A 22,110-nucleotide genomic window follows, 5' to 3' on the forward strand; every position below is an offset into this window, starting at 1 on the left:
AGGTCTGAACAAGTGACGTGCGTCTCCCTATACAGAGGAGCAGCGATGAAGAAGACATTCGCCGGGGTGCTCGCCGCGACGCTGATGCTGACGGCCACCGCCTGCAGCGGCGACGACGGCGGCGACAGCGCCGCGACGGCCGATCCCAACGAGAAGGTCGCGCTCACCTATTGGAGCTGGGCGCCGAACATGGACAAGGTCGTCGAGGGCTGGAACGCCTCCCACCCCAACATCCAGGTCACCGTCAACAAGCAGGACGGCGGCGACCCGGCGGTGGCCAAGCTGCTGACCGCGATCAAGGCCGGCAGTGGCGCCCCCGACGTCATGCAGGCCGAGTACCAGAAGATCCCGACGCTGGTGGCGGCCGACGCCGTCGCTGACATCGCCAAGGAGGCCGGCGACCTCAAGGCGAAGTTCCCGGAGTCCACCTGGAACGCGGTCACGCTGGGCTCCGAGGCGGTCTACGGCGTCCCGCAGGACTCCGGCCCGATGATGTTCTTCTACCGCGCCGACGTCTTCGACAAGGCCGGCGTCCAGGTGCCGACAACCTGGGACGAGTACGCCGAGGCCGCCCGGAAGATCCACGCGAACAACCCGAAGCAGTACCTCGGCACGTTCTCGTCCAACGACCCGGGCTGGTTCGCCGGGCTGTCACAGCAGGCCGGCGCCTCGTGGTGGGGCGTGCAGGGCGAATCGTGGACCGTCGCCGTCAACGACGCCAACACCAGGAAGGTCGCCGACTACTGGGGCGGCCTGGTGCAGGAGGGCGTCGTCGACAACAAGCCGATGTACACGCCCGAGTGGAACGCGGCCCTCAACGACGGCACCCAGGTGGGCTGGCTCGGCGCGGTCTGGGGTCCGGGCGTGCTGGAAGGAAACGCGGCCTCGACCAAGGGCAAGTGGAAGACCGCGCTGCTGCCGAACTGGGACGCCGCGGCGCCCGCCAACGGCAACTGGGGCGGCTCGGCCACCAGCGTCACCTCGCAGAGCAAGCACAAGGCGCAGGCCACCGAGTTCGTGAAGTGGCTGAACACCGACCCGGCCGCGATCAAGGCGCTCGCCGGGACGGCCAACGTCTACCCGGCAGCCACCGACGCCACCAGCGTGGCGCTGAACGAGCCGCCGGCGTTCTTCAGCAACCAGACCGACTTCTACGCCATCGCGGCCGAGGCCGGCAAGATCACCAGGCCCTTCACGTACGGTCCGAACGTCAACGTCGCCTACAGCGCCTACAACGACGCCTTCGGCAAGGCGGCCGAGTCGAAGCAGGCGGCCGGGTTCGGGGCCGCGCTCGACACCATCCAGCAGGCCACGGTCGGTGACCTGAAGAACGCCGGATTCACCGTCGCGGGATGAGGAAGAAGAGCGCGCCGTATCTGTTCCTGGCCCCGGCGCTGGTGCTGTTCGGCCTGTTCCTGGCGGCGCCCATCGCGTACGCCGGGTACCTGAGCCTGCGCCGGGTCAAGGTCAGCGGCCTCGGCCTGGGCGCCGGCGCCCGCACCGAGATCTGGGCCGGACTGAGCAACTACACCCGCTCGCTGACCGATCCGGAGTTCGTGCCGAGCGTGCTCCGCGTGGGGGCGTACGGGCTGATCGTGGTTCCCTGCATGCTGGGCCTGGCGCTGGTGCTGGCCCTGCTGCTCGACGCGGGACGGACCCGGGTCGGCGCCTTCACCCGCACCGCGATCTTCCTGCCGTACGCCGTGCCGGCCGTGATCGCCTCGCTGCTGTGGGGCTTCCTCTATCTGCCGCGGGTCAGCCCGATCGTGGACGTGCTGTCGGGCGTGGGGATCACCGCGCCCGACGCGCTGAGCTCGTCCTGGGTGCTGTACGCGGTCGCGAACATCGCAATCTGGGGCGGCACCGGCTTCAACATGATCGTGTTGTACACCGCGTTGCGGGCCATCCCGACCGACCTGTTCGAGGCGGCCCGCATCGACGGCGCCTCGGACATCCAGATCGCGCTGCGCATCAAGATCCCGGTGATCGGGCCGTCGCTGGTGATGACGTTCCTGTTCTCGCTCATCGCCACGCTCCAGGTCTTCGCCGAGCCGATGACGTTGCGGCCGCTCAGCAACACCATCTCGACCACCTGGACACCGCTGATGAAGGTCTACCGCGATGCCTTCGTCCGCAATGACATCTACTCCGCGGCGGCGACCTCGGTGATCATCGCGGCCGCCACGTTCGTCGTCTCCTACGGCTTCCTCAAGATCGTCGGCTCGCGGGCCTTCAGTCAGGAGAACTGAGTCATGGCCGTGACTTTGCTTCCCGCGCCGGTTTTGGAGAAGGCCGCGCCGACTCCGAAACGACGGACCAGCCCCACTGCCACTGTTTTGCTGCTGCTCGGGGCCGCGTACTGCCTGCTGCCCGTGCTGTGGGTGCTCGTGGCCTCGACCAAGAGCGCGAGCGAGCTGTTCAACACCTTCACCTTCCTGCCCAGCACCCACCTGTTCGACAACATCGCGTTCCTCAGCAGCTACCGCGACGGCCTGTACTGGCGCTGGATGGTCAACTCGGCCGTCTTCGCGGGCGGCGGCGCGGCCGTGTCGACGCTGGTCAGCGCGATGGCCGGGTTCGCCCTGGCCAAGTACGACTTCCGCGGCAAGTCGGTCGCCTTCAACCTGGTGCTGGCCGGCGTGCTGGTCCCCGCCGTGATCCTGGCCGTGCCGCAGTATCTGCTGCTGGCGAAGGTGGGCCTGACCAACACCTACTGGGCCGTGCTGCTGCCGAGCTTCATCAGCCCGTACGGCATCTATCTGTGCCGGATCTTCGCGGCCGCCACCGTGCCCAACGAGGTGCTCGAGGCGGCCCGGATGGACGGCGCCTCCGACTGGCGCGCCTTCGCCCGTGTGGCGCTGCCGATGATGCGCTCGGGGCTGGTGACCGTGTTCCTGTTCCAGTTCGTGGCCATCTGGAACAACTACATGCTGCCGTTCATCATGCTCGGCGACGACCGGCTGTTCCCGGTCACGGTCGGGCTCAGCGGCCTGCTCAACCAGGGCGCCACCCAGCCCGCCATGTACACGTCGGTCGTCACCGGCGCCCTGCTGTCGATCGTGCCGCTGGTGGTGCTGTTCCTGACGTTGCAGCGTTACTGGCGGGTCGACCTCGGCGCCGGCGCGGTGAAGGCATGACCGGAACCCTCGCCGTGCCCCGCGTGAATGCCTGTGAGCCCGGCATGACCGGAACCGTCGCCGGGCCACGAGGGCACGCCCACCGGGGGTCGGCATGACGACTATGATCCCCAGCGTGCCGACCCCGTCCGGACCAGGGCGTAAGCGCCCCACCATCCGCGACGTCGCGCGCGAGGCCGGGGTCTCCTACGCCACCGTCTCCCGCGTTCTCAACGGCCGCGAATGGGTCAGCCCCGAGGCGGTCCGCGCGGTGCGGGACGCCATATCCCGTACGGGATACACGGCCAACCCGCACGCGCGGTCTCTCGCCACGGGACGCTCCGGGTCGATAGCGTTCCTGCTCACCGAGCCGCAGCACCTGCTCTTCGAGGACCCGAACTTCTCGGTGCTGCTCCGCGGCGTGGCCCAGGCGCTCTCCGGCCGCGAGCTGACCCTGATCCTGATGATCGCGTCCACCCCGGAGGAACGGGCTCGTACCATCTCGTACCTCTCGGGCGGTCACGTCGACGGCGTGCTGCTGTTCTCGCCGCACTCGGGTGACCCGCTGCTGAGCCAGCTGGTGCGGGCCGAGGTGCCGATCGTGGCCTGCGGCCGGGTGCTCGGCTACGAACAGCTGATCAGCTCGGTGATGGCCGACGACCGCAACGGCGGCCGCTCGGCCGTCGAGCACCTGATCGCCGCCGGCTGCGCCCGCATCGCCACCATCACCGGCCCGCAGGACACGGCCGGCGGCGTCGACCGTCTGCAGGGCTACCACGACGCGCTGATCGCCCACGGCGTCACGATCGAGCCCGGCCGGGTCGCCCATGGCGACTGGAGCCGGACGTCCGGGGCGGCCGCCATGCGTACGCTGCTGGAACGCGAACCCGGCCTGGACGCCGTCTTCGCCGCGTCCGACTCGATGGCCGAGGGCGCTCTGCGGGTGCTCCGCGAGGCCGGGCGCCGGGTGCCGGCCGACGTGCGCGTGGTCGGCTTCGACGACTCCGGCCTGGCCGCGACCACCGAACCGCCCCTCACCACCGTGCGGCACCCGCTCGACCGGGTCGCCGACGAGATGGTCCGGTTGCTCACTGACGTGATCGCCGGGCGCACCCCGCTCTCCATCACCGTGCCGACCTCCCTGGTCGTCCGCGAATCCTCCCCTGCGTAACGGCTCCGCTCCGGCGTCTCCACCGTCGCCGGTACATCCCCCTTTTGTGAGGGAGCCATATGAAACCGTCCCTGCGCGCCGCCGTGGTCGCCGCCGTCCTGGCGATCCCGGCCGCGCTCGTGCCCACCGCCGCCTCCGCGGCCAACACGCTGAGCATGCGCGGCGCCGACGTCTCGTCGTTGCAGCGCACGCTCGACCTCGGCGGCAAGTACTACAACGCGTCCGGCAACGCCGCCGACCCGTACGACATCCTCAAGTCGGCCGGCGTCAACTACGCCCGGCTGCGCATCTGGAACAACCCGGCCAGCGGCTACAACAACAAGGCCAAGGTGCTCCAGCAGGCCCGGGCGATCAAGGCCAAGGGTCTCAAGCTGCTGATCGACTTCCACTACTCCGACACGTGGGCCGACCCCGGCAAGCAGTTCCCTCCCGCCGCCTGGGCCTCCCACTCGCTACCCCAGCTGCAGAACGACGTCTACAACTACACGTACGACGTCTGCACCGCCCTGAAGGCGCAGGGCACCACCCCCGACAGCGTCCAGGTCGGCAACGAGATCAACGTCGGCATGCTGTGGCCCCGCGGCCAGGTCACCAACAACAACTTCGCGCCCCTGGCCTCGCTGTTGAAGCAGGGCTACAACGCGACAAAGGCCTGCAGCAGCGCGACCCAGGTGTGGGTCCACGTGGCCGACGCCGACAGCATGGCCAACATGCGCTGGTTCTACGACGGCATCAAGGCCCAGAACGTCCCCTGGGACGTCACGGCGCTGTCCTACTACTGCATGTGGCACGGCACGCTGGCCAACCTCTACAACGTCATCACCGACGCCCGCACCCGCTACGGCAAGCCGGTGGTGATAGCCGAGACGGCCTACCAGTTCACCACGGCCGACGCCGACAACGAGCCCAACTCGATCCCCGGCACCGTGCTCTGCGACAACATCCCGGCCACCTGGGCCGGCCAGGCCCAGCAGTTCACCTGGGTCCAGAACACAGCCAGAAACGCGGGCGCCGTGGGCGTCTTCTACTGGGAACCCACCTGGTACGCCATCAAGGGCAACGGCTGGGACCCAGCAGACATCAACGGCACCGGCGACGGCTGGGACAACATGGCCGTCTTCGACTGGAACGGCCGCGTCAACCCGCATGTCCGCTGGACCCCCTGAGCTTTTCCGAACTGCTCGACGGCCGTCCCCACGAGGCCGTCGAGCAGGCCGGCGCCCAGCCCGCGCGGTCCCGTGCGGCAGACCGCCGCTCGCGCAAGGCAATGCGGCGATGGAACCGACCCACAGCGCGTTTAGCTCGGGCTATAGTTGACCGATGCCTCACGATGCTCGTCGCTGGTCGATAAAGACCACGTCTGACGTGCGTGCTTGGCTACGGGCGTTACGGCAGGACGACCCGGATGTGTACCGCTCGGTGAACGTCGCCATCGACATGCTGGCGGAAATCGGCCCGGCGCTCGGCCGCCCGATGGTCGACACGTTGCAGGGTTCGCCTATCCGCAACCTCAAGGAGTTAAGGCCTCGTTCGGGCCGGGACGTTGCGATCAGGGTGCTGTTTGTTTTCGACCCGTGGTCACAGGCGGTCCTCTTGGTGGCCGGGAACAAGGCCGGCGACTGGAGCCGGTGGTACAAGACAGCAATTCCGGTCGCCGAAGGCGCTTACGAGACCTGGCTGGCCGAAGAGAGAAAGCGCAGGGGCGACTCGTGAGTGAGTTCGAGGACTGGGAAGACCTCCGTGCGGAGTTGCACGACGGGGACGACGAAGCCCTGGCAGCCGAGCGTGCACGAACGGAAGCCTGGGTCAGCGCGTATCACCTCGCCGAGGAGCGCAAGCGGCTCGGCATGACGCAGCGGCAGGTCGCCGAGTTGATGGGCGTCTCGCCCGGGCGCGTTAGCCAGATCGAGAACGGCGAGCTCGACGCCAACGAGGTCGCGACCTTGAGCCGGTACGCGCGAGCGCTGGGCGCCCGCATGCGGATCATCTTCGACTACGGTAACGATCTTCGTCAGATCGCCTGACGGGCGCACCCCGCGAGTGCAGGTAGGACAACTCGAGAACCTGGCCGGTGAAGAAGGTGCAGCCCTCGCACTGATCGGCGGCGGACCGGCCGGTGTGCCACATGTGGTACGACGCGAACAGCTGCGTCCGGCCCTCGAAGACGTCGATCAAAGGAACCGGCCCGTCCAGTCCGTACGGTCGGTGAGAGCGGGTCCGGCGCGAACGGCGTGATCGCGTGTTTTGCTTGTGGCGGCCGGGCGGGTAACGCCGGCTGACCTCGAGCCTCACCCGAGTACAGGAGTCGCCGTATGGCCCGGTTTACCGTCACCCAGCAGGTGCGTGCGCCGGCCGACGCGGTGTGGACCGCGATGGTGGACTGGCCCCGGCACGGCGACTGGGCGCCGCTGACGGTGGTGCGGGTGACGACATCCCGGCCCGATGGTGTCGGCGCGGAGTTCGTCGCCCGGACGGGGATCGGTCCGCTGGCGTTCGACGACCCGATGACGGTGGAGTTGTGGCAGCCGCCGAGTGGAAACGCGCCGGGCGATCGGCCGGGTCGCTGCGAGGTGGTCAAGCGGGGCCGGGTGGTGGGCGGCCGGGCCGGGTTCTCGGTGGTGCCGTTGCCCGCGGGCCGGTGCCGCGTCGATTGGGACGAGGACGTGACCGTGACTCCTCATCGGGTCACCCGATTCGCCGGGCCGTTGTTGTCCTTCGCCGGCCGGATCGGCTTCGGCGCGACCCTGCGAGCGATGGCACGGGACGTGGAGCGTCAATTCCGCTGACGAGGCCGGGGACGGGTCGTCGTTCGGCCCACAAGCTTCGAGGACGGGCGGACGGTGACCGTCCCCGGCACGCGGAAACCGCGGCCGGGACGGACACGCGCTGTCAGCCGAACAGGGCGGCCGGGATGTCAGCGTAGAAGAGGGCGGGATCGCGGGAGAGGGACGCCTTGACGTTGGCGGTGGGAGCGTCCGCGATCACTTCGAGCTTGCCCGCCTCCAAGCCGTCCAGAGCCTGGGCGATCACCTCGCTGGGCGGAAGTTTGGGGATGTCGTAGGCGGCCATCATGTCGGTGTCGGCAATCGCCAGCGCCAAGGCGGTGACCTGCGTCTTCTGGTCGGCCAGCTCGAGCCTGACGCCGTTGGTGAGCGACCATTCCGCGGCCTTGGAGGCGGCGTAGCCGTTGCTGCTCGGGGCGAAGGCGTACCAGCTCAGTGCCGAAATGACGTTGAGGACGGCGCCACCGGCCAGCCTGGGGGCGAAGGCGCGGACGACGTTGAGCGTGCCCCAGAAGTTGGTGTCGAACTCGCGGCGGATGTTGTCCGTCGAGGGGCCCAGGAGCGGGGCGTCCGTGGAGATGCCGGCGTTGTTGATCAGGATGTCGAGGTCGCCCACCTCGGCCGCCGCGGCCTCGATGGACGCCGAGTCGGTGATGTCCAGCCGCAGCGGGACGACGCCCGGGATGTCGATGCGCTCGGGGTTGCGAGCGGTGGCGTAGACGGTGGTGGCGCCGCGGGCGACGAGGGCCTCGGCGAAGGCTTTGCCGAGGCCGCGGTTGGCGCCGGTCACGAGAGCTTTGGAGCCGTTGATCTGCATGCCGCTACGCTAAAACCTGACGTTGACGTCAGAAGCAAGTATTGCGAGGTTGGTCACTGTGCGGATCGGGGACCTGGCGACCAGAACACGGGTCAGTGTGCGGGCGTTGCGGTACTACGAGGAGCAGGGTCTGCTGGCTCCGGCGCGAAGTGGAAGCGGGCAGCGACACTACGCGGACGCGGCGGTCAACCGGGTGCGGCTCATTCAGCAGCTGTACGGCGCGGGCCTGTCCAGCAAGACAATTGCGGAGCTCATGCCGTGCGTGGACGCCAAGGTGAGCACGCCGGAGTCACGGGCACGGCTCGCGGCGGAGCGGGACCGGATCAACGCCCAGATCGCCGAGCTGACCCTCGCCCGCGACAGGCTCAACGACATCATCGACGTGACGTCGGGGCCGAACCCGCAGTGCGACTACGCCTGAGCGTGGGCCCGCGAACCGGCCCGTTCTGCCGTGCGGGGCGATCCACCCCACCGAACACGCACCAACCGCTGCCCGGTGCGGCATGATTGGGGTTTTCCCCTGGTCCCAATGGGCAAGTATGCCGTCGGAGGCACTGTGCGGTTTGCCCGCCGTGCCTCCACAGTGTCGATACTCACGGCATACTTGGCCTGGTCAGGGTGCTCTACTTAGTGAGACACCGAGCACCGAGGGAGTGGTAATGCAGCGGCATCGGGTGGCAGTGATCGGGGCCGGCTTCGGGGGTCTGTTCGCGATCAGGGCGCTGCGCAACGCACCGGTCGACATCACACTCATCAACGGCACGGCGTACCACCTGTTCCAGCCTCTGCTCTATCAGGTGGCCACGGGCGTTCTGTCCGAGGGCGAGATCGCCCCACCCATTCGTGAGGTGCTCAAGCGGCAGGACAACGTCGACGTCAAGCTCGGCTGGGCCCAGCATGTCGACACGGAGAAGAAGGTCGTCTCCGTGCACGGGCCGAGCATCGACTACACGGTCGAGTACGACACCCTGATCGTCGCCGCGGGGGCCTCGCAGTCCTACTTCGGCAACGACAAGTTCAGCGAGTACGCGCCCGGCATGAAGAGCATCGACGACGCTCTCGAGCTGCGGGCCCGCATCTTCGGCGCGTTCGAGATCGCCGACCTGCAGACCGATCCCGTGGCGCAGGAGCGCTGGCTCACCTTCGTGGTGGTCGGCGCCGGCCCGACCGGGGTCGAGATGGCCGGCCAGATCGCCGAGCTCGCCCACCGCAATCTGCCGGGGCAGTACAAGCACATCGACCCGCGCAAGGCGCGCATCATCCTGGTCGACGCGGTCGGGGCGGTGCTCAACACCTTCGGCGACCATCTCTCCACCCGGGCGCTGCGCCAGCTGCACCTGATGGGCGTCGAGGTCGAGCTCAACACGAAGGTGGTCGACGTCGACCTGACCGGCATCGAGGTCGAGAGCGAGCGCGGTCACCAGCGCATCCCCTCGATGACGAAGGTGTGGGCGGCCGGCGTCCAGGCCCCGGCGCTGGCCCGGCAGGTGGCCGAGGCAGCCGGTGCCGAGACCGACCGGGCGGGCCGCATCATGGTCAACCCCGACCTCACGGTCCCGGGTCACCCCGAGATCTTCGCGCTGGGCGACATGATGAACCTGGCCGGCCCCGACGGGCGCCCGCTGCCGGGTGTCGCCCAGGTCGCGATCCAGGGCGGCAGGTACGCGGCCGACGTCATCGAGCGCCGGCTGCGCCGCAAGCCCGAGCCCAAGCCGTTCAAGTACTTCGACAAGGGCAGCATGGCCACGATCTCGCGGTTCTCCGCGGTGGCCAGCGTCGGCAAGTTCCGGCTGTCCGGCTTCTTCGCCTGGGTGATGTGGCTGGTCGTGCACGTCTTCTACCTGGTCGGCTTCAAGAACAGGTTCACGACGGTGGTGCACTGGGCGGTCAGTTTCCTGGGCCGCGGCCGTTCCGAGCGGGTCGCGACCGAGCAGCAGGCCTTCGCCCGGCGGGCGATGAAGGAGTACGGCGACCCCTACCAGCTGGTACGTGCGGCTGAGGAGGCCGAGGCGCTCAAGGCGGCCGGCCCCGTGCCCACCGACAAGCACCCGTCCGAGCCGACGACGTACGCCGAGAAGGCCACCGCCGGGAAGTAACGACTCAGCGGGGGCGGACGGTCGCCCAGACCATCTTGCCCTCGCGGGTCGGCAGCGCGCCCCACGCCGTCGCGACCGCCTGAACGATGCGCAGCCCCTGGCCACGCATCTCCCACAGGTTGTCCGGCGGCTGCCGCGTCTGGTCGATCACCTGGGGCAGGCGCGGGTCGCCGTCGCAGACCGTCAGGTGGATGCCGACGCCCCGGCGAATCACGAACACGCCGATCGGTGTGCGCGCGTGCTCGACCGCGTTGCCGGCCAGTTCGCTCATCACCAGGCGGGCGGGATACAGCACCTCGGGCAGGTTCCACGCCCCGCACGCGTCGGTGACCAGGTTGCGGGCCAGCGCCGGGGCGTCCGGGTACGGCGGCAACGAGAGACGCAGCCGGTCGGTGACGGGTCCGCCGGCCGCGACCGCCGCTGTCGCCCCGGCCAGATCGCTGAAGAGCGGCAGGAAGTAGGGCGCCCCCATCCGTACGAGCCGCGCGTTGAGCGCGGACCGCGGCGGGAGGCAGGCGGCCACCCGGACAGGCGGTTCCATGGCGGCCGCCACCCGCGACACGGTCAGCCAGGTCGACGCGCCGGCCGCGTGCCGGTCGTTGAGCTCGCACAGGTCGAGGATGAGCGCCGCGGGGTGTTCGCCCAGCGCCTTGCGTACGGCCACGAAGGTGTCCCGGCGTAAGCCGATCCCCCAGACACCGCACACGGTGACGACCGTGACGGCGGTGTCCGTGTCCGCGGTGACGAGCACGCTGCCGAAATCGCGGGAAGCATGACGGCCGGACGCGTGGCGCGATCCCATGCCCGGCCAACGAGAAGTCTCCATGAGCGGGCACGGCTACCCGCCGAAGAGATCACCATGCGCGAATATCGGCGATTCACCCCTAAGTGGTTACTCGTGCGGAGTCGCGAGACGGGCCCCCGGCGGCAGCAGCTCCCCCGAGATCGCCCGGTAGGGCGGCCACTCCGGCACCGCCAGCTGGTCGACCCCGACCGGGTCGGCCAGCGCCCGGTCGATCGCGGCGCGCAGCCGGTTCTGCTCCTCGGCCGGGTTCTGATACCAGGCCACCGACCAGATCCGGTGCATGTGCCAGCCCAGGGCGCGCAGTTCCTCGTCGCGCAGGCGGTCGCGGTCGCGGGTGGACGGGATCGCCTGGTAGTCCGGGCCGTCGAACTCGATGCCGATGGCGAACACGTCGTCGTCCTGGTCGGGGTGCAACACCGCGAGGTCGATCCAGTGCCCGGCGGCGCCGACCCGCCGGCGTACGGAATAACCCCACGACGTCACGGCGGAGAGCACGGCGTCCTCGAAGGGGGTCACGTCGTCACGGTCGTCGCTCTCCCGGCCCAGGGTGGCCGCGGCCCTCTCGGCGTACTCCAGATAGGCCTTGAGATGCCGGACGCTCTCGTTGCCCATGTCGGGCACATCGCCGGAACGGATCGACGAGATCACCTCGACGCGTTGCCGGGCCCGGGTGATGGCGACGTTGAGCCGGCGCCAGCCCTGCGGACGGTTGAGCGCCCCGAAGTTGGTACTGATCTTGTCGTTCTCGTCGTAGCCGTACCCGATCGACAGCAGGATGACGTCGCGCACGTCGCCCTGCACGGCCTCCAGGCTCTTGCAGAAGAAGCCGGCGAGCCGGTTCCCGTCCTCCAGGTGGTGCTCGAGGTCGGGGCGCTCGGCCATCGCCCGGCGCACCGCCTCGTCGACCGCGTCCGCCTGCGCCACCGAGAGCGTGACCACGCCCAGCGTCTTACCGGGCCGGGTGGCGTAGTGGTGCAGCACGCGCTCGGCCACCGCGTCCGCCTCGATCGGGTTGTCCGACGTGGTCTGCCGCCGGTAGACGCCGTCCACCAGGAACATCTCGACGCCGTGGTCGGGCTCCTGCGGATAGCTGCGGGTCAGCGTGACCAGGCGGCCGTGGTAGTAGGCGAGGTCGGCGAACGCGAACAGCGCCTCGTGCCGGCTGCGGTGGTGCCAGCCCAGGTGCAGGATCGGGAACGTCTCGCGGGCCAGGTCGAGGATCGACGGGAGGTCGACGACATCGTCCTCGACGCGGTCGTAGAACGAGGTCGGCGGCAGCTGCCGGTCGTCGCCCACGACCACCAGCGCCTCGCCGCGGTAGATGCAGTTGATCGCGTCGGCCGTGGTGACCTGGGACGCCTCGTCGAAGATGACGGTGTCGAACTCCATCTCGGGCGGCAGGTAGCGGCTGACCGCCAGCGGGGACATCAGCAGGCACGGCTTGAGCCCCTGCACCGCGTGCCGGGCCTGGGCCAGCAGTTCCCGCACGGGCAGGTGGCCGGACTGCTTGTTGCCCTCGCGCCGGATCACGCCGGGCTCGCCGCTGGCCGAGGCCGACGGCCGCCGCGCCTCGACCGCGTAGACGATGTCGGCCAGCGCCGCCCCGCCCAGCTCGCGGTCCAGCAGCCGGTAGACCTCGACCAGGTGCGTACGGTCCTCGGCCGAAACCGGCTGCAGGCCGGGGTCGTCCCGGATGACCGCGTCGGCCCAGCCCCGCAGCAGCGCCCGCTCGAGTACCGGCCACACCTGCTCGACCGGGATCTCCTGTTCCGCGCAGAACTCCAGCGCGTCGTCCAGGCCGTGCTCGACCAGCACCCGCCGGGCGTCCTCGTGGCGGAACCACTCGTGCTGCCCCTCCGGGTCGTGCAGCAGCTCGACCAGCAGGTCCCGGGCGTTGTCGTAGTCGCCCAGCCGCTCGGTCAGCTCGTCGTGCCGGGCCGGGCCGAACGCGTCCAGCACCTGGGCCCGCGCCGTCTCCCAGCCGGCCACGGCCGCGCCGAGACCCTCGGTGGGCTGGGCCGTCATCAGCGCGTGCGCCTGCTCAGGCGTCATCGCCGCGTCCGCGCCGGTCATCAGCCGCCGGGCGTGCACCGTCCAGGCGACGACCTCGTTCATCGCCTCGTCGTCGGTCTTGGCGCCCCGGTAGACCGCGCCCAGCACGGCCGCGTGCGCCGCGGCCTCGGCCCAGATCGCCTCCTCGGCCTCGGTGGCCGCCCGCCGCTGCTCGGCGATCTCCTTGGTCTCGGCGAGCGTCAGGTCGCGGCCGGTGGGCGCGCTGTACGACCGGATCATCTCGGCCGCGGCGTGCAGCGGGGCGATGTGCGCGCGCAGCCAGGTGACCGCGTCGGCGATGGCGCCCTCGCCCAGTTCGGGTCGCGGCGCGCGGGCCGGCGCCGGGCGCAACGTGGTGCGGAAGCGGGTGAACTCGTCGCGGGCCTCGCTGACGATGCGCAGCAGGGCGCTGTTGGGCCGGGGCGCGCAGACGTGCACGGTCACCGCGGGCAGCGCGTCGGCCGGCACCTCGCGGATCACCTCGTCGGCGGTGTGCATCGCCTCCTGGATGGCGTGGAAGTCGGTGTCCATGCCCTTCCAGTGCCGGCCCAGCTGCTCGGCGTGCTCGGCCTCGACCTCCCTGAGTTCGTCGACCGCCAGCTTCCAGGCGGCCGCGTCCTCGACGTTGGCCACCGCCTCGGCCGGCTTCACATCGGGCAGCGCCGCCTCGACGGCCTTCTGCTTGTCCCGCCGGTAGGGGCGCAGCAGCTTACGGGGGCCGCGGTTGCGGTTGAGGCGGTCGGCCACCTCGGTGATCGGCTCCTCGAGCACGCCCTCGTCGAAGTGCCGGCGCGCCTGGGCCTCGGTTTCGCGTACTCGCTCGATGGCGAGACGCAGCGCGCGGACCGCCGCGTGGGCCGCCGGCATGCCACCGGTCTCGAACCAGGCCGGCTCGGGCTTGTGCTCCCGGTCGATCAGGTCGGCGACGGTGATGACCCGCGCCGAGTCGGCGAACGTGACCACATTGGGCAGCCCGAGCCGGGCAGTGACCCGGTCCAGGCTCTCCTGCCGGCCCTCGAGCCGGTCGGCCTCCTCGGCGAACTTGTTGGCCAGGTGATCCGCCTGCGCGGCGTTCAGCGGCGCGAGATCGATCGCCTCGGGAACCAGGTGCGAGAGGTCCGGCACGGCCGCGAGATCGTCGGCCGACGGCAGCTCGGCCCACGGGATGCCGCCGTAGCGCAGGGCGGCCAGGTGGTGGGTGAGGTCGGTGGCCGCCTTCTGCACCGGCTGGATGCTGTCGACGGTCATCCAGTCCTCCTCGACCTTCGGAGGACGCTTGCCCGCGTGGGCCGACAGCGCGGCCAGCCGGGCAGCGCCGGACGGCTCGTGCAGGTCGAAGGCGTCGGCCAGGGTCGAGTTGGCGATCACCGTCTCGGCCAGCTTGCCGAGCGCGGTCAGGGCCTGGCGCAGACGGGCGTCGAGCGGCTCGCGGTCGGTCGCGTGCTTCCACACGTACGTCTCACTGCGCACCCGCCCGAGCCGGGCCACCGCGTCCCGCAGCCGGTAGAGCGCGTCGCCGGTGAGCTCCTGCGGCGCGATGGCGGCGACCGGAGCGGCCGGCACGTCGAGCAGCCGGGCGCTGAGGCCGAGCACCTCGAACAGACTGCGGCCGAGCGGCTGCCGCACGCGGTTCAGAGCTTCGGCGTACGCGGTGAGGGTCTCCCGCCTCTCGCGGACCGCCCGGCGGTCGATCGGATCCATGGTCGCCAGCGGCACGGGGTCGGTGTCCAGCGCCGTGGCCAGCGCGTTCGCCACCTCCCGCCGCCCGACCAGGTCGCTGTGCAGGCCGAGCAGGTAGTTGCCGAGACCGGCGTCGGTGAGCCGGCGCTGCACGGTGTCGAGCGCGGCGGCCTTCTCCGAGACGACCAGCACCCGCTTGCCGGCGTGCAGGAGCCCGCCCACCATGTTGGCGATGGTCTGCGACTTGCCGGTGCCGGGCGGCCCGTCGAGCACGAAGCTGCGCCCGGCCACCGCGGCCGCGACCGCCACCCGCTGCGAGGCGTCGGCGTCCAGGATCAACGGCACGTCCTCGGGCGGCGCGACGACGTCGATGCGCTCGACCGGCGTGGGCTCGAAGGCGAACGCGCGATCGGCGTCCCGCGTGGCCAGCGCCCGGACGACCGGGTGCTCGACGATGTGCGGCTCGTTCTCGTAGAGGTCGTAGTACATGTCCTCGCGGTGCACGCTGAGGCAGGACAGGGTGACCGTCTCGTCGGCGTACCAGCCGCGCCGCTCGCCGATGGCCACGTCGACCTTGGCCCACAGCACGGTCACGTCGAGCTCGGCCAGCGAGTTGATCTCGGGGATGTCGATGTCGAGCTCGCCCATCCGCACGACCAGCGCCGGGTTGACGATCGGGTCCTCGGGCCGCGCGACCAGCCGCGGGCCCGCCGCCTCGATCTGCACCGGCACGAGCAGGATCGGGCTCTCGTACGGGGTCCCGTCGTCGTCCGACCAGTGCAGCATCCCCACGCCCAGATAGAGCGGCGACACCCCCCGGTCGAGGAACTCGAGGCGGCTGCGGCGCCAGAAGTGGTGCAGCAGGGCGCCCAGCTGCTCCTCGGGCAACTCGGTGCGTAGCACGTGGCCCAGCGAGTCGCCCTCGTCGTGGAAGGCGTAGCCGCCGCCCTCCTGCAGCACCTTCACGATCGCCTTGGGCGACGGGCCGGTGATCTCGATCGAGCCCGAGGAGGCGCGGGCGAAGTTCAGCAGCGGGTTGGTGCCGGTCAGATCGACCAGGCCGGAACGCCAGCTCTCCAGGGCCGACCGGACGTCGGCACCGGGGAGCTCGCTTGAATCCGCTTCATGATCCGGCCACATGCCTCAATTTCAGCAAGACGGACGCTGGTTACGCTGGGGATTCGGTTACGTGAGTCAGGATATTTACGGCATAACGGTCTCAGAGGCGCTTAAGACCGCTGCGGCGGACCCGGCAAGGCCCGCCGCAGCGGTCGGTCGTCCAGTCGCGGGTTATCCACAATTCCCGCCTGTCCACAGGGCGCCCAGCCAAGATCGGCCAAACCGACGACAATGGCCATCGGGGGCTTCCCCCTGGGAGGGTGGGCTCCGGCTGGTTGACGTTGATCAAGCGGCGTGCGCGTGTTCCTCCACGTCACGGGGCTGCTCGGGCGCGTGACGCTCCAGCGCCGCCCCCTCGACGTCGACCACCGGCAGCCACGAAAGCCACTTCGGCAGCCACCAGGCGGACCGGCCGAGCAGCGCGATCGCCGCCGGCACGATCACCATGCGGACCACGATGGCGTCGAACAGGATGCCGATGGCCAGGGCGAACGCGATCGGCTTGATCGTGTCGTTGCCCTCGGGCACGAAGCCGGCGAAGACCGAGAACATGATCGTCGCCGCCGCCACGACCACCGGGGCCGCCTGCTTGAAGCCGGTGACCACCGCGTCCATCGGCCGGGCGCCGTGGGCGTGCGCCTCGTGCATCCGCGAGACCAGGAAGACCTGGTAGTCCATGGCCAGGCCGAACAGGATGCCGACGATGATGATCGGCGCCAGGCTCAGCAGCGGGCCGGTGGTCTGCGCGTTGACCAGGTCGCTGAGCCAGCCCCACTGGAAGACCGCGGTGGTGGCGCCCAGCGCGGCGCCGATCGTGAGCAGGAAGCCGACAACGCCGACCACCGGCACCAGCAGCGACCGGAAGACCAGCACGAGCAGCACGAAGGCGAGGCCGACGACCAGGATCAGGTAGATCGGCAGCGCCTGGTCGAGCTTCTCGGACACGTCGATGCTGACCGCGGTCTGCCCGGTGACGTAGACCTGCGCGTCCGGGCCGTCCGCCACGTCGTCCCGGATGGCGTGCACGAGGTCGAGCGTGGCCTGGTCCTCCGGTCCGGAGCCCGGGATGATCGTGATCAGGGCCGCGTTCTGCGCCTGGTTCACCCGGGGCTCGGCGACGAACGCCACGTCCTGGAGGCCGGTGATCCTCTCCCGCACCGTGGCCGCGTACGCCGGGGAACCGGAACCATCGACCAGGACCAGCAGCGGGCCGGCGAAGCCGGGACCGAAGCGCTCGCTGATGATCGCGTCGGCCTTCTCCTGCGTGCTGCCCTCGGCCGTCCGCTGGATGAGCGTCGTCTGCATCGAGAAGAACGGAATCGCGATGACGGCCAGCGCGGCGACCGCGACGATCAGGCTCAGCACCCGCTGGTGGGTCACCATGTGGGCCCAGCCGCGGTAGAAGCCACGGTCCCTCTGTTCCTGGACGCCGCCGCCGCGCTCCTTCTTCGGGAGCGCCCGCATGCCGATCGCGCCCAGGAAGGCGGGCACGAGCGTGATCGCGACCAGCACGGCGAAGACGATGGTGGCCGCGGCGGCCAGGCCCATCTCGGTGAGGAACGGGATGCCGGCGACGCTCAGGCCGGCCAGCGCGATCACCACGGTCAGGCCGGCGGTGACCACGGCCGAGCCGGCGGTGCCGACGGCGAGCGCGACCGCCTCGGGCACCGGCAGGCCGCGGCGCAGCTCCTGACGGAACCGGGTGACGATGAACAGCGCGTAGTCGATGCCGACGGCCAGGCCCAGCATCACCGCCAGGATCGGGGTGGTCGACTGGAGCTCGGCGAAGCCGCTCAGCGTGGTGATGCCGAGCGCGCCGATGGCCACGCCGGCCAGGGCGGTCAGCAGGTTCATGCCGGCCAGCACCAGCGAGCCGTACGTGATGGCCAGCACCACCAGGGCCACGACCACACCGAGGATCTCGCCGGCGCCGCCGATGTCGGCGCCCGATTCCTGCGTCGCCTCACCGCGGGCCTCGACGACCAGGTTCGCGGAACGGGACTCGTCGACCACCGCCGTCAGCGCCTCGCGCTCCTCGACCGTGATCTCGGACGCCTGCACGCCGTAGGTCACCGTGCTGTACGCGGCCCGCTGGTCCTGCGAGACGGTGGGCGCCTTCGGGTCGAGCGGGTTGCTGGCCGCCACCACGCCGGGCAGCTTCTGCAGCTTGGCGACGACGGCGGCGACCTGGGCCGCACTGGCCTGGTCGGTGATCTTGCCGGTGCCCGGCGCCTCCATCACCACCTGGGCCGTGGCGCCGGCCGAGGCGGCGCCGAACCGCTCCTCCATCAGGTCGAGGGCCTTGGTCGATTCCTGCCCCGGGATGGAGAAGGAGTTGACCATCGTGCCCGAGAGGGTGGCCGCGCCGGCGCCGAGCGCGATGACGGCCACCAGCCAGGCCACCATGACCAGGGCCTTGTGGCGCACGGCGCCCAGGCCGAGGCGATGCAGCAACGTTGCCATGTCAGTCGTTCCCTCGCTCGGTGTCGTGCCCGGCCGCACTGCGGTGGCCGAGAGCGTCGTAGCTGACGTCGATCAGGTCGTCCTGGGTCACGGCCAGCGGCTTCTCGCGCAGCGCGACCCCGGCGACGGCCAGGGCGCCCAGCGCCCCGACGACCCGGATGGCCCGCAGCGGGTCGGTCTCGGGGTCGACCGCGAAGGCCTCGAAGACCGGCTCGCCGATGCGATCCATGGCCGCGCCGAACTCGCTCTCCTCCGAGCCGGCGAGGCCGGTGAGCAGCAGCGCGACCGTGCCGGGGCCGTCCATGGCCAACTGGGCGACAGCCGTGATGACCGCGCGGTCGCGAGCGGGCCCGGGCGGCCGGGAAGCCACCTGACCGGCGATCTCGCGAATGTCGCTCAGCACGCGGTCGAGCACCGCCTGCTGCAACGACTCCTTGGTCGGATAGCGGTGCAACAGGCCCGTCTTCGAATAGCCCACCGCGTCCGCGATGCGCTGGATGGACGTCTCCTTGAAGCCGTGCCGCGCGAAGAGCGTGGCGGCGGCTTCGAGGATCTCGTCGTCGATCTGCTGCTTGGTCGGCCGCGGCATGCGGACCACACTAGTCGGTTACGGACCAACCTGGTCGGCAGCCGACCGTGGCGGTCCTCACAATTGTTGATCTCATCTCTCTGGCCTACCGCAAACGAAACGGCCGGCCACGGGTTTCCCCGCAACCGGCCGTCGAACCCTTCGGGTTCTAGCTCACGGTGCTCTTGATCCAACTAGCGATGTTGTCGACCCGGGCCGCACTCTCGATCTGGGTGTGCGGGCAGGACGGCCCGTTGCTGACCACGGCGACCAGCGCCGGGCCCCGCTTGCCGCGCTCGAGGAAGAACGGGCCACCCGAGTCGTACGGGCACGGGGTTGTGTCCGCCTGGGGCGAGTTGCCCCTCAGCTGGGTCACCGTGTCGGTGAGCCCGGCCACCTCCATCTTCCCGGTGCGCAGCCAGGTGACCGGCGCCGGATTGGTGCTCGTGGTCGAGCCGTAGCCGGTGACCCGGACGAGGTCGCCCACCTCGGGCGCCGCACGGCTCACCTTGATCGGGCGCACGTCCCGGATCGGTTCGGCCAGTTTCGCCAGCGACACGTCAGCCGTCGCCGACTGCCGGACCGCGACGATCTCGACCTCGTGACCACCCTCGGTGTTCGTGAGGTCGGTGCGGCCGACGGTGGCGATCGTCGAGTCGGCCACCGGGCGCTCGACCCGGACGCCGTTCGCGTCCCGGAAGCAGTGCCCGGCCGTGATCACCCACTGTGGTGCGACGAGTGCGCCGGAGCAGGCGCTGTTGCGCCGGCCGCCGTCGGCCGTCGGGATGCCGGTCATGGTCAGCTTGACCGAGAAGGCATACCGTCCGGGCTTGACCTGCTCCCCGTTGGCGATCGCGTTCGCCGGGGCGGCGAACCCGAGGAGCCCGACGGCGACGGCGCCGGCCGCGGCGAGAATCGATCTCTTTCTCTGTCCCATTCGGACAACCTAGACCGCTCGATCAACCCCGGCGAATCCGGGAAGACCCCGGGTGATCCCTGAGTGTCGTGGTGGCATTTGGTGGCCTGCGGGGCTTTTACCGACGTGTTCCGGCCCACGGGTGCGGTTTTCCTCATCGGGGTCCGACCGGGGTTCGGCCCGGATGTTCCCAGCTCGCTACCTGCCTAGTTTCAGGTTCGACACAGGAATTTGGGGCTGGGGGGAACCGATGGGCAAGCGACCGGTGACGGTACGCATGGCGCGCTGGAGCGCCGAACATCCGTGGCGTGCCATCGCGCTGTGGGTGGTCTTCGTGGCGGTGTGCTTCGTGGGCGGCAACGCGGCCGGGCTCAAGGAAGCCACGGCTACCGATGACGCGATCGGTGAGGCCGGACGCGCGTACGTGATGATCGAGGAAGGTGGGTTCGCCGATGAGCCCGCCGAGGACAACGTCCTGATCACTGCCCGCTCGGGCAAGCTCGACAACGCGGCCGCCCAGCGCGCCGCCGACGACGCCACCACCCAGCTGCGCTCGGTCACCGGCGTCGCCTCGGTCGGCAAGCCGGTCCCGGCCAACGACGGCTCGGCCCTGCTCTTGTCCATCACCATGACCGGCGACCCCGACACCGCCTCCGACCGCGTCGAGCCGCTCCGCGCGGCGACCGCCGAGGTGCAGCGGGCCCACCCGGATCTGCGAGTGGAACAGGTCGGCGGCCCCTCCATCGGCAAGGCCCTCGACGACACCCTGGGCGACGACTTCAAGCGGGCCGAGATCCTCAGCCTGCCCGTCACGCTGGCCATCCTGATCCTGGTCTTCGGCGCGCTGATCGCCGCCGGTGTGCCGGTGCTGCTGGCGCTCTCGTCGGTGGCGGCCGCGATGGGCATCTCGACGCTGGCCTCGCACCTGATCCCGTCGACCGACGCCACCTCCAGCGTCATCCTGCTGATCGGCATGGCGGTCGGCGTCGACTACTCCCTCTTCTACGTACGCCGGGAACGTGAGGAACGGGCGAAGGGCCGCGGTCACGTGGACGCGGTCGAAATCGCCGCCGAGACGTCCGGGCACGCCGTGGTGGTCAGTGGCACGGCCGTCGTCATCGCGATGGCCGGGCTGTTCCTGGCCGGGGACTCCACGTTCTCGTCGCTCGCCGTCGGCTCGATCCTGGTCGTCACGGTAGCCGTGCTCGGCTCGCTGACCGTGCTGCCCGCCCTCCTGTCCAAGCTGGGTCGGTGGGTCGACCGGCCGCGCGTCCCGTTCGTGTGGCGCCTGACCGCCCGCAACTCAGGTTCCGGTTCCCGGTTCTGGCGGGCGGTCCTGCACCCGGCGCTGCGCTGGCCCGCGGCCACGCTGCTGGTGAGCGTGCTCGCGCTGCTCGCCCTGGCCGCCCCGGCGCTGAACATGAACCTCAAGTTCCCCGGTACGGAAGACCTGCCCCGCACGACGCCGGCCATGCAGGCGTACGACCGGCTGACCGCGGCCTACCCGAGCAACGGCACCACCCACATCGTCGCCGTGCGGGCTCCCGCCGCATCGGCCGGCGAGGTCAAGGCGGCGCTGACCAAGCTCACCGAGAGCACCCAGGGCAACCGCTTGTTCGCGCCGCCGGAGCAGACCGGCCCGGACATCGAGGTCTCCCCGGACAAGACGGTGACGGTGCTCGACCTGTCGACGCCGTACACGTCCCGCAGCGACGAGGCCGCGGACTCCCTGCACGAGTTGCGGACGACCCTGGCCCCGGCCGCGCTGGGCGGTCTCGACTACGCGGTCGGCGGCGACGTCGCCAACAACGAGGACTACGCGAAGCACATCTGGCGGACCCTGCCGATCGTGGCCGGGGTCGTGCTGCTGCTGACGTTCCTGATGATGGCCTGGACGTTCCGCTCGGTCGTGGTGGCGGCGACCTCGATCGTGCTCAACCTGCTCTCGGTCGGCGCCGCGTACGGCCTGCTGGTCCTGGTCTTCCAGGGCAGCTGGGCGCCCGACCTGCTCAACTTCACCTCGATGGACGCGATCGTCAGCTGGCTGCCGCTGTTCCTGTTCGTGGTGCTGTTCGGCCTGTCGATGGACTACCACGTGTTCGTCGTCTCCCGGATCCGCGAGGCCGTGCTGCGCGGCGTACCTACCCGCGAGGCCGTAGCCGAGGGCATCACCGGCTCCGCCGGCACGGTCAGCAGCGCCGCCCTGGTGATGGTCGCGGTGTTCTCGATCTTCGCCACCCTGTCCACCATCGACATGAAACAGCTCGGCATCGGCCTGGCCGCCGCCATCCTCCTGGACGCGACGCTCATCCGAGCCGTGGTGCTCCCCTCGGCCATGACCCTGCTGGGCAAGGCCAACTGGTGGGCTCCCCGCTTCATGCGTCCCCGGGGCCGCCACGCCGCTTCGCCCGCCGTGACCCCGCCCGCTCCCGAACCGGAACTGGTCGGCCGCCACTGACCCCGGACGGCACATCAGGAGGGGATGCCCACGCGGCGTCCCCTCCTCGGCGTGGCGTCCCGGCGA

18 protein-coding genes are annotated in these 22,110 nt (G+C 70.3%); 11 read left to right on the forward strand and 7 right to left on the reverse strand.

Features of this window, described 5'->3' with window-relative positions:
* Positions 1–45: 45 nt before the first annotated feature.
* The 7 genes from LXN57_RS31325 to LXN57_RS31355 all read left to right on the forward strand — a co-directional run bounded on the left by LXN57_RS31325 (position 46) and on the right by LXN57_RS31355 (position 6,311).
* A complete protein-coding gene (locus tag LXN57_RS31325) occupies positions 46–1,356 on the forward strand; it encodes an ABC transporter substrate-binding protein (protein WP_251801787.1) in 1,311 nt (436 codons plus the stop codon).
* Positions 1,353–2,249 (forward strand): carbohydrate ABC transporter permease, encoded by an 897-nt coding sequence (locus LXN57_RS31330; protein ID WP_251801788.1) that lies wholly within the window; start codon positions 1,353–1,355, stop codon positions 2,247–2,249. The genes LXN57_RS31325 and LXN57_RS31330 overlap by 4 nt, the downstream gene beginning before the upstream one ends.
* 3 nt (positions 2,250–2,252) lie before the next feature.
* Entirely contained in the window at positions 2,253–3,137 is an 885-nt protein-coding gene (locus LXN57_RS31335; protein ID WP_251801789.1) for a carbohydrate ABC transporter permease, read from the forward strand.
* Positions 3,138–3,240: 103 nt separating this feature from the next.
* Entirely contained in the window at positions 3,241–4,287 is a 1,047-nt protein-coding gene (locus tag LXN57_RS31340; protein ID WP_438872934.1) for a LacI family DNA-binding transcriptional regulator, read from the forward strand.
* Between the two features lie 59 nt (positions 4,288–4,346).
* Entirely contained in the window at positions 4,347–5,453 is a 1,107-nt protein-coding gene (locus LXN57_RS31345; RefSeq protein ID WP_251801791.1) for a glycoside hydrolase family 53 protein, read from the forward strand.
* Positions 5,454–5,607: 154 nt separating this feature from the next.
* Positions 5,608–6,000, forward strand: coding sequence for a type II toxin-antitoxin system RelE/ParE family toxin (locus LXN57_RS31350; RefSeq protein WP_251801792.1), 393 nt, complete (start codon positions 5,608–5,610; stop codon positions 5,998–6,000).
* On the forward strand, positions 5,997–6,311 hold the full coding sequence (locus LXN57_RS31355; protein WP_251801793.1) for a transcriptional regulator: 315 nt from the start codon (positions 5,997–5,999) through the stop codon (positions 6,309–6,311). The genes LXN57_RS31350 and LXN57_RS31355 overlap by 4 nt, the downstream gene beginning before the upstream one ends.
* On the opposite strand, the gene LXN57_RS31360 is transcribed toward LXN57_RS31355, so the two are convergent.
* The gene (locus LXN57_RS31360; RefSeq protein ID WP_251801794.1) at positions 6,271–6,579 is read right to left on the reverse strand and encodes a DUF899 family protein; all 309 of its coding nucleotides are present in this window, start codon (positions 6,577–6,579) and stop codon (positions 6,271–6,273) included. The genes LXN57_RS31355 and LXN57_RS31360 overlap by 41 nt on opposite strands.
* Positions 6,580–6,599: 20 nt before the next feature.
* On the opposite strand from LXN57_RS31360, the gene LXN57_RS31365 reads away from it, so the two are divergent.
* Entirely contained in the window at positions 6,600–7,073 is a 474-nt protein-coding gene (locus tag LXN57_RS31365; protein ID WP_251801795.1) for an SRPBCC family protein, read from the forward strand.
* A gap of 103 nt (positions 7,074–7,176) precedes the next feature.
* Here LXN57_RS31365 and LXN57_RS31370 read toward each other — a convergent pair whose 3' ends face one another.
* Positions 7,177–7,887, reverse strand: a complete 711-nt coding sequence (locus tag LXN57_RS31370) for an SDR family oxidoreductase (protein WP_251801796.1) — start codon at positions 7,885–7,887, stop codon at positions 7,177–7,179.
* A gap of 58 nt (positions 7,888–7,945) precedes the next feature.
* On the opposite strand from LXN57_RS31370, the gene LXN57_RS31375 reads away from it, so the two are divergent.
* Positions 7,946–8,308 carry a MerR family transcriptional regulator gene (locus LXN57_RS31375; RefSeq protein WP_251801797.1) on the forward strand — a complete coding sequence of 121 codons (363 nt, stop codon included), beginning with the start codon at positions 7,946–7,948 and terminating at the stop codon, positions 8,306–8,308.
* A gap of 238 nt (positions 8,309–8,546) precedes the next feature.
* Positions 8,547–9,983 (forward strand): NAD(P)/FAD-dependent oxidoreductase, encoded by a 1,437-nt coding sequence (locus LXN57_RS31380; protein ID WP_251801798.1) that lies wholly within the window; start codon positions 8,547–8,549, stop codon positions 9,981–9,983.
* 4 nt (positions 9,984–9,987) lie between these two features.
* Here LXN57_RS31380 and LXN57_RS31385 read toward each other — a convergent pair whose 3' ends face one another.
* The 5 genes from LXN57_RS31385 to LXN57_RS31405 all read right to left on the reverse strand — a co-directional run bounded on the left by LXN57_RS31385 (position 9,988) and on the right by LXN57_RS31405 (position 19,607).
* Positions 9,988–10,809 carry an ATP-binding protein gene (locus LXN57_RS31385; protein WP_251801799.1) on the reverse strand — a complete coding sequence of 274 codons (822 nt, stop codon included), beginning with the start codon at positions 10,807–10,809 and terminating at the stop codon, positions 9,988–9,990.
* Positions 10,810–10,875: 66 nt separating this feature from the next.
* Positions 10,876–15,660 carry a PDDEXK-like endonuclease domain-containing protein gene (locus LXN57_RS31390; RefSeq protein ID WP_251801800.1) on the reverse strand — a complete coding sequence of 1,595 codons (4,785 nt, stop codon included), beginning with the start codon at positions 15,658–15,660 and terminating at the stop codon, positions 10,876–10,878.
* A 264-nt stretch (positions 15,661–15,924) separates the two neighbouring features.
* Entirely contained in the window at positions 15,925–18,102 is a 2,178-nt protein-coding gene (locus LXN57_RS31395) for an MMPL family transporter (RefSeq protein ID WP_251801801.1), read from the reverse strand.
* Position 18,103: 1 nt separating this feature from the next.
* On the reverse strand, positions 18,104–18,691 hold the full coding sequence (locus LXN57_RS31400; protein WP_251801802.1) for a TetR/AcrR family transcriptional regulator: 588 nt from the start codon (positions 18,689–18,691) through the stop codon (positions 18,104–18,106).
* 148 nt (positions 18,692–18,839) lie between these two features.
* Positions 18,840–19,607 (reverse strand): S1 family peptidase, encoded by a 768-nt coding sequence (locus tag LXN57_RS31405; RefSeq protein ID WP_251801803.1) that lies wholly within the window; start codon positions 19,605–19,607, stop codon positions 18,840–18,842.
* Positions 19,608–19,836: 229 nt separating this feature from the next.
* On the opposite strand from LXN57_RS31405, the gene LXN57_RS31410 reads away from it, so the two are divergent.
* The gene (locus LXN57_RS31410; RefSeq protein ID WP_251801804.1) at positions 19,837–22,044 is read left to right on the forward strand and encodes an MMPL family transporter; all 2,208 of its coding nucleotides are present in this window, start codon (positions 19,837–19,839) and stop codon (positions 22,042–22,044) included.
* The last annotated feature ends 66 nt before the right edge of the window (positions 22,045–22,110 follow it).

The organism is Paractinoplanes hotanensis (genome assembly GCF_023717965.1).
GTDB classification, from domain to species: domain Bacteria; phylum Actinomycetota; class Actinomycetes; order Mycobacteriales; family Micromonosporaceae; genus Actinoplanes; species Actinoplanes polyasparticus.

Excerpts from the sequence above, each read along its gene's own strand:
- LXN57_RS31395 (WP_251801801.1), bottom strand. The coding sequence starts at position 18,102 with ATGGCAACGTTGCTGCATCGCCTCGGCCTGGGCGCCGTGCGCCACAAG.
- LXN57_RS31390 (WP_251801800.1), bottom strand. The coding sequence starts at position 15,660 with ATGTGGCCGGATCATGAAGCGGATTCAAGCGAGCTCCCCGGTGCCGAC.
- LXN57_RS31385 (WP_251801799.1), bottom strand. The coding sequence starts at position 10,809 with ATGGAGACTTCTCGTTGGCCGGGCATGGGATCGCGCCACGCGTCCGGC.
- LXN57_RS31370 (WP_251801796.1), bottom strand. The coding sequence starts at position 7,887 with ATGCAGATCAACGGCTCCAAAGCTCTCGTGACCGGCGCCAACCGCGGC.
- LXN57_RS31405 (WP_251801803.1), bottom strand. The coding sequence starts at position 19,607 with ATGGGACAGAGAAAGAGATCGATTCTCGCCGCGGCCGGCGCCGTCGCC.
- LXN57_RS31350 (WP_251801792.1), top strand. The coding sequence starts at position 5,608 with ATGCCTCACGATGCTCGTCGCTGGTCGATAAAGACCACGTCTGACGTG.
- LXN57_RS31400 (WP_251801802.1), bottom strand. The coding sequence starts at position 18,691 with ATGCCGCGGCCGACCAAGCAGCAGATCGACGACGAGATCCTCGAAGCC.
- LXN57_RS31325 (WP_251801787.1), top strand. The coding sequence starts at position 46 with ATGAAGAAGACATTCGCCGGGGTGCTCGCCGCGACGCTGATGCTGACG.
- LXN57_RS31345 (WP_251801791.1), top strand. The coding sequence starts at position 4,347 with ATGAAACCGTCCCTGCGCGCCGCCGTGGTCGCCGCCGTCCTGGCGATC.
- LXN57_RS31340 (WP_438872934.1), top strand. The coding sequence starts at position 3,241 with ATGATCCCCAGCGTGCCGACCCCGTCCGGACCAGGGCGTAAGCGCCCC.
- LXN57_RS31380 (WP_251801798.1), top strand. The coding sequence starts at position 8,547 with ATGCAGCGGCATCGGGTGGCAGTGATCGGGGCCGGCTTCGGGGGTCTG.
- LXN57_RS31410 (WP_251801804.1), top strand. The coding sequence starts at position 19,837 with ATGGGCAAGCGACCGGTGACGGTACGCATGGCGCGCTGGAGCGCCGAA.
- LXN57_RS31330 (WP_251801788.1), top strand. The coding sequence starts at position 1,353 with ATGAGGAAGAAGAGCGCGCCGTATCTGTTCCTGGCCCCGGCGCTGGTG.
- LXN57_RS31335 (WP_251801789.1), top strand. The coding sequence starts at position 2,253 with ATGGCCGTGACTTTGCTTCCCGCGCCGGTTTTGGAGAAGGCCGCGCCG.
- LXN57_RS31365 (WP_251801795.1), top strand. The coding sequence starts at position 6,600 with ATGGCCCGGTTTACCGTCACCCAGCAGGTGCGTGCGCCGGCCGACGCG.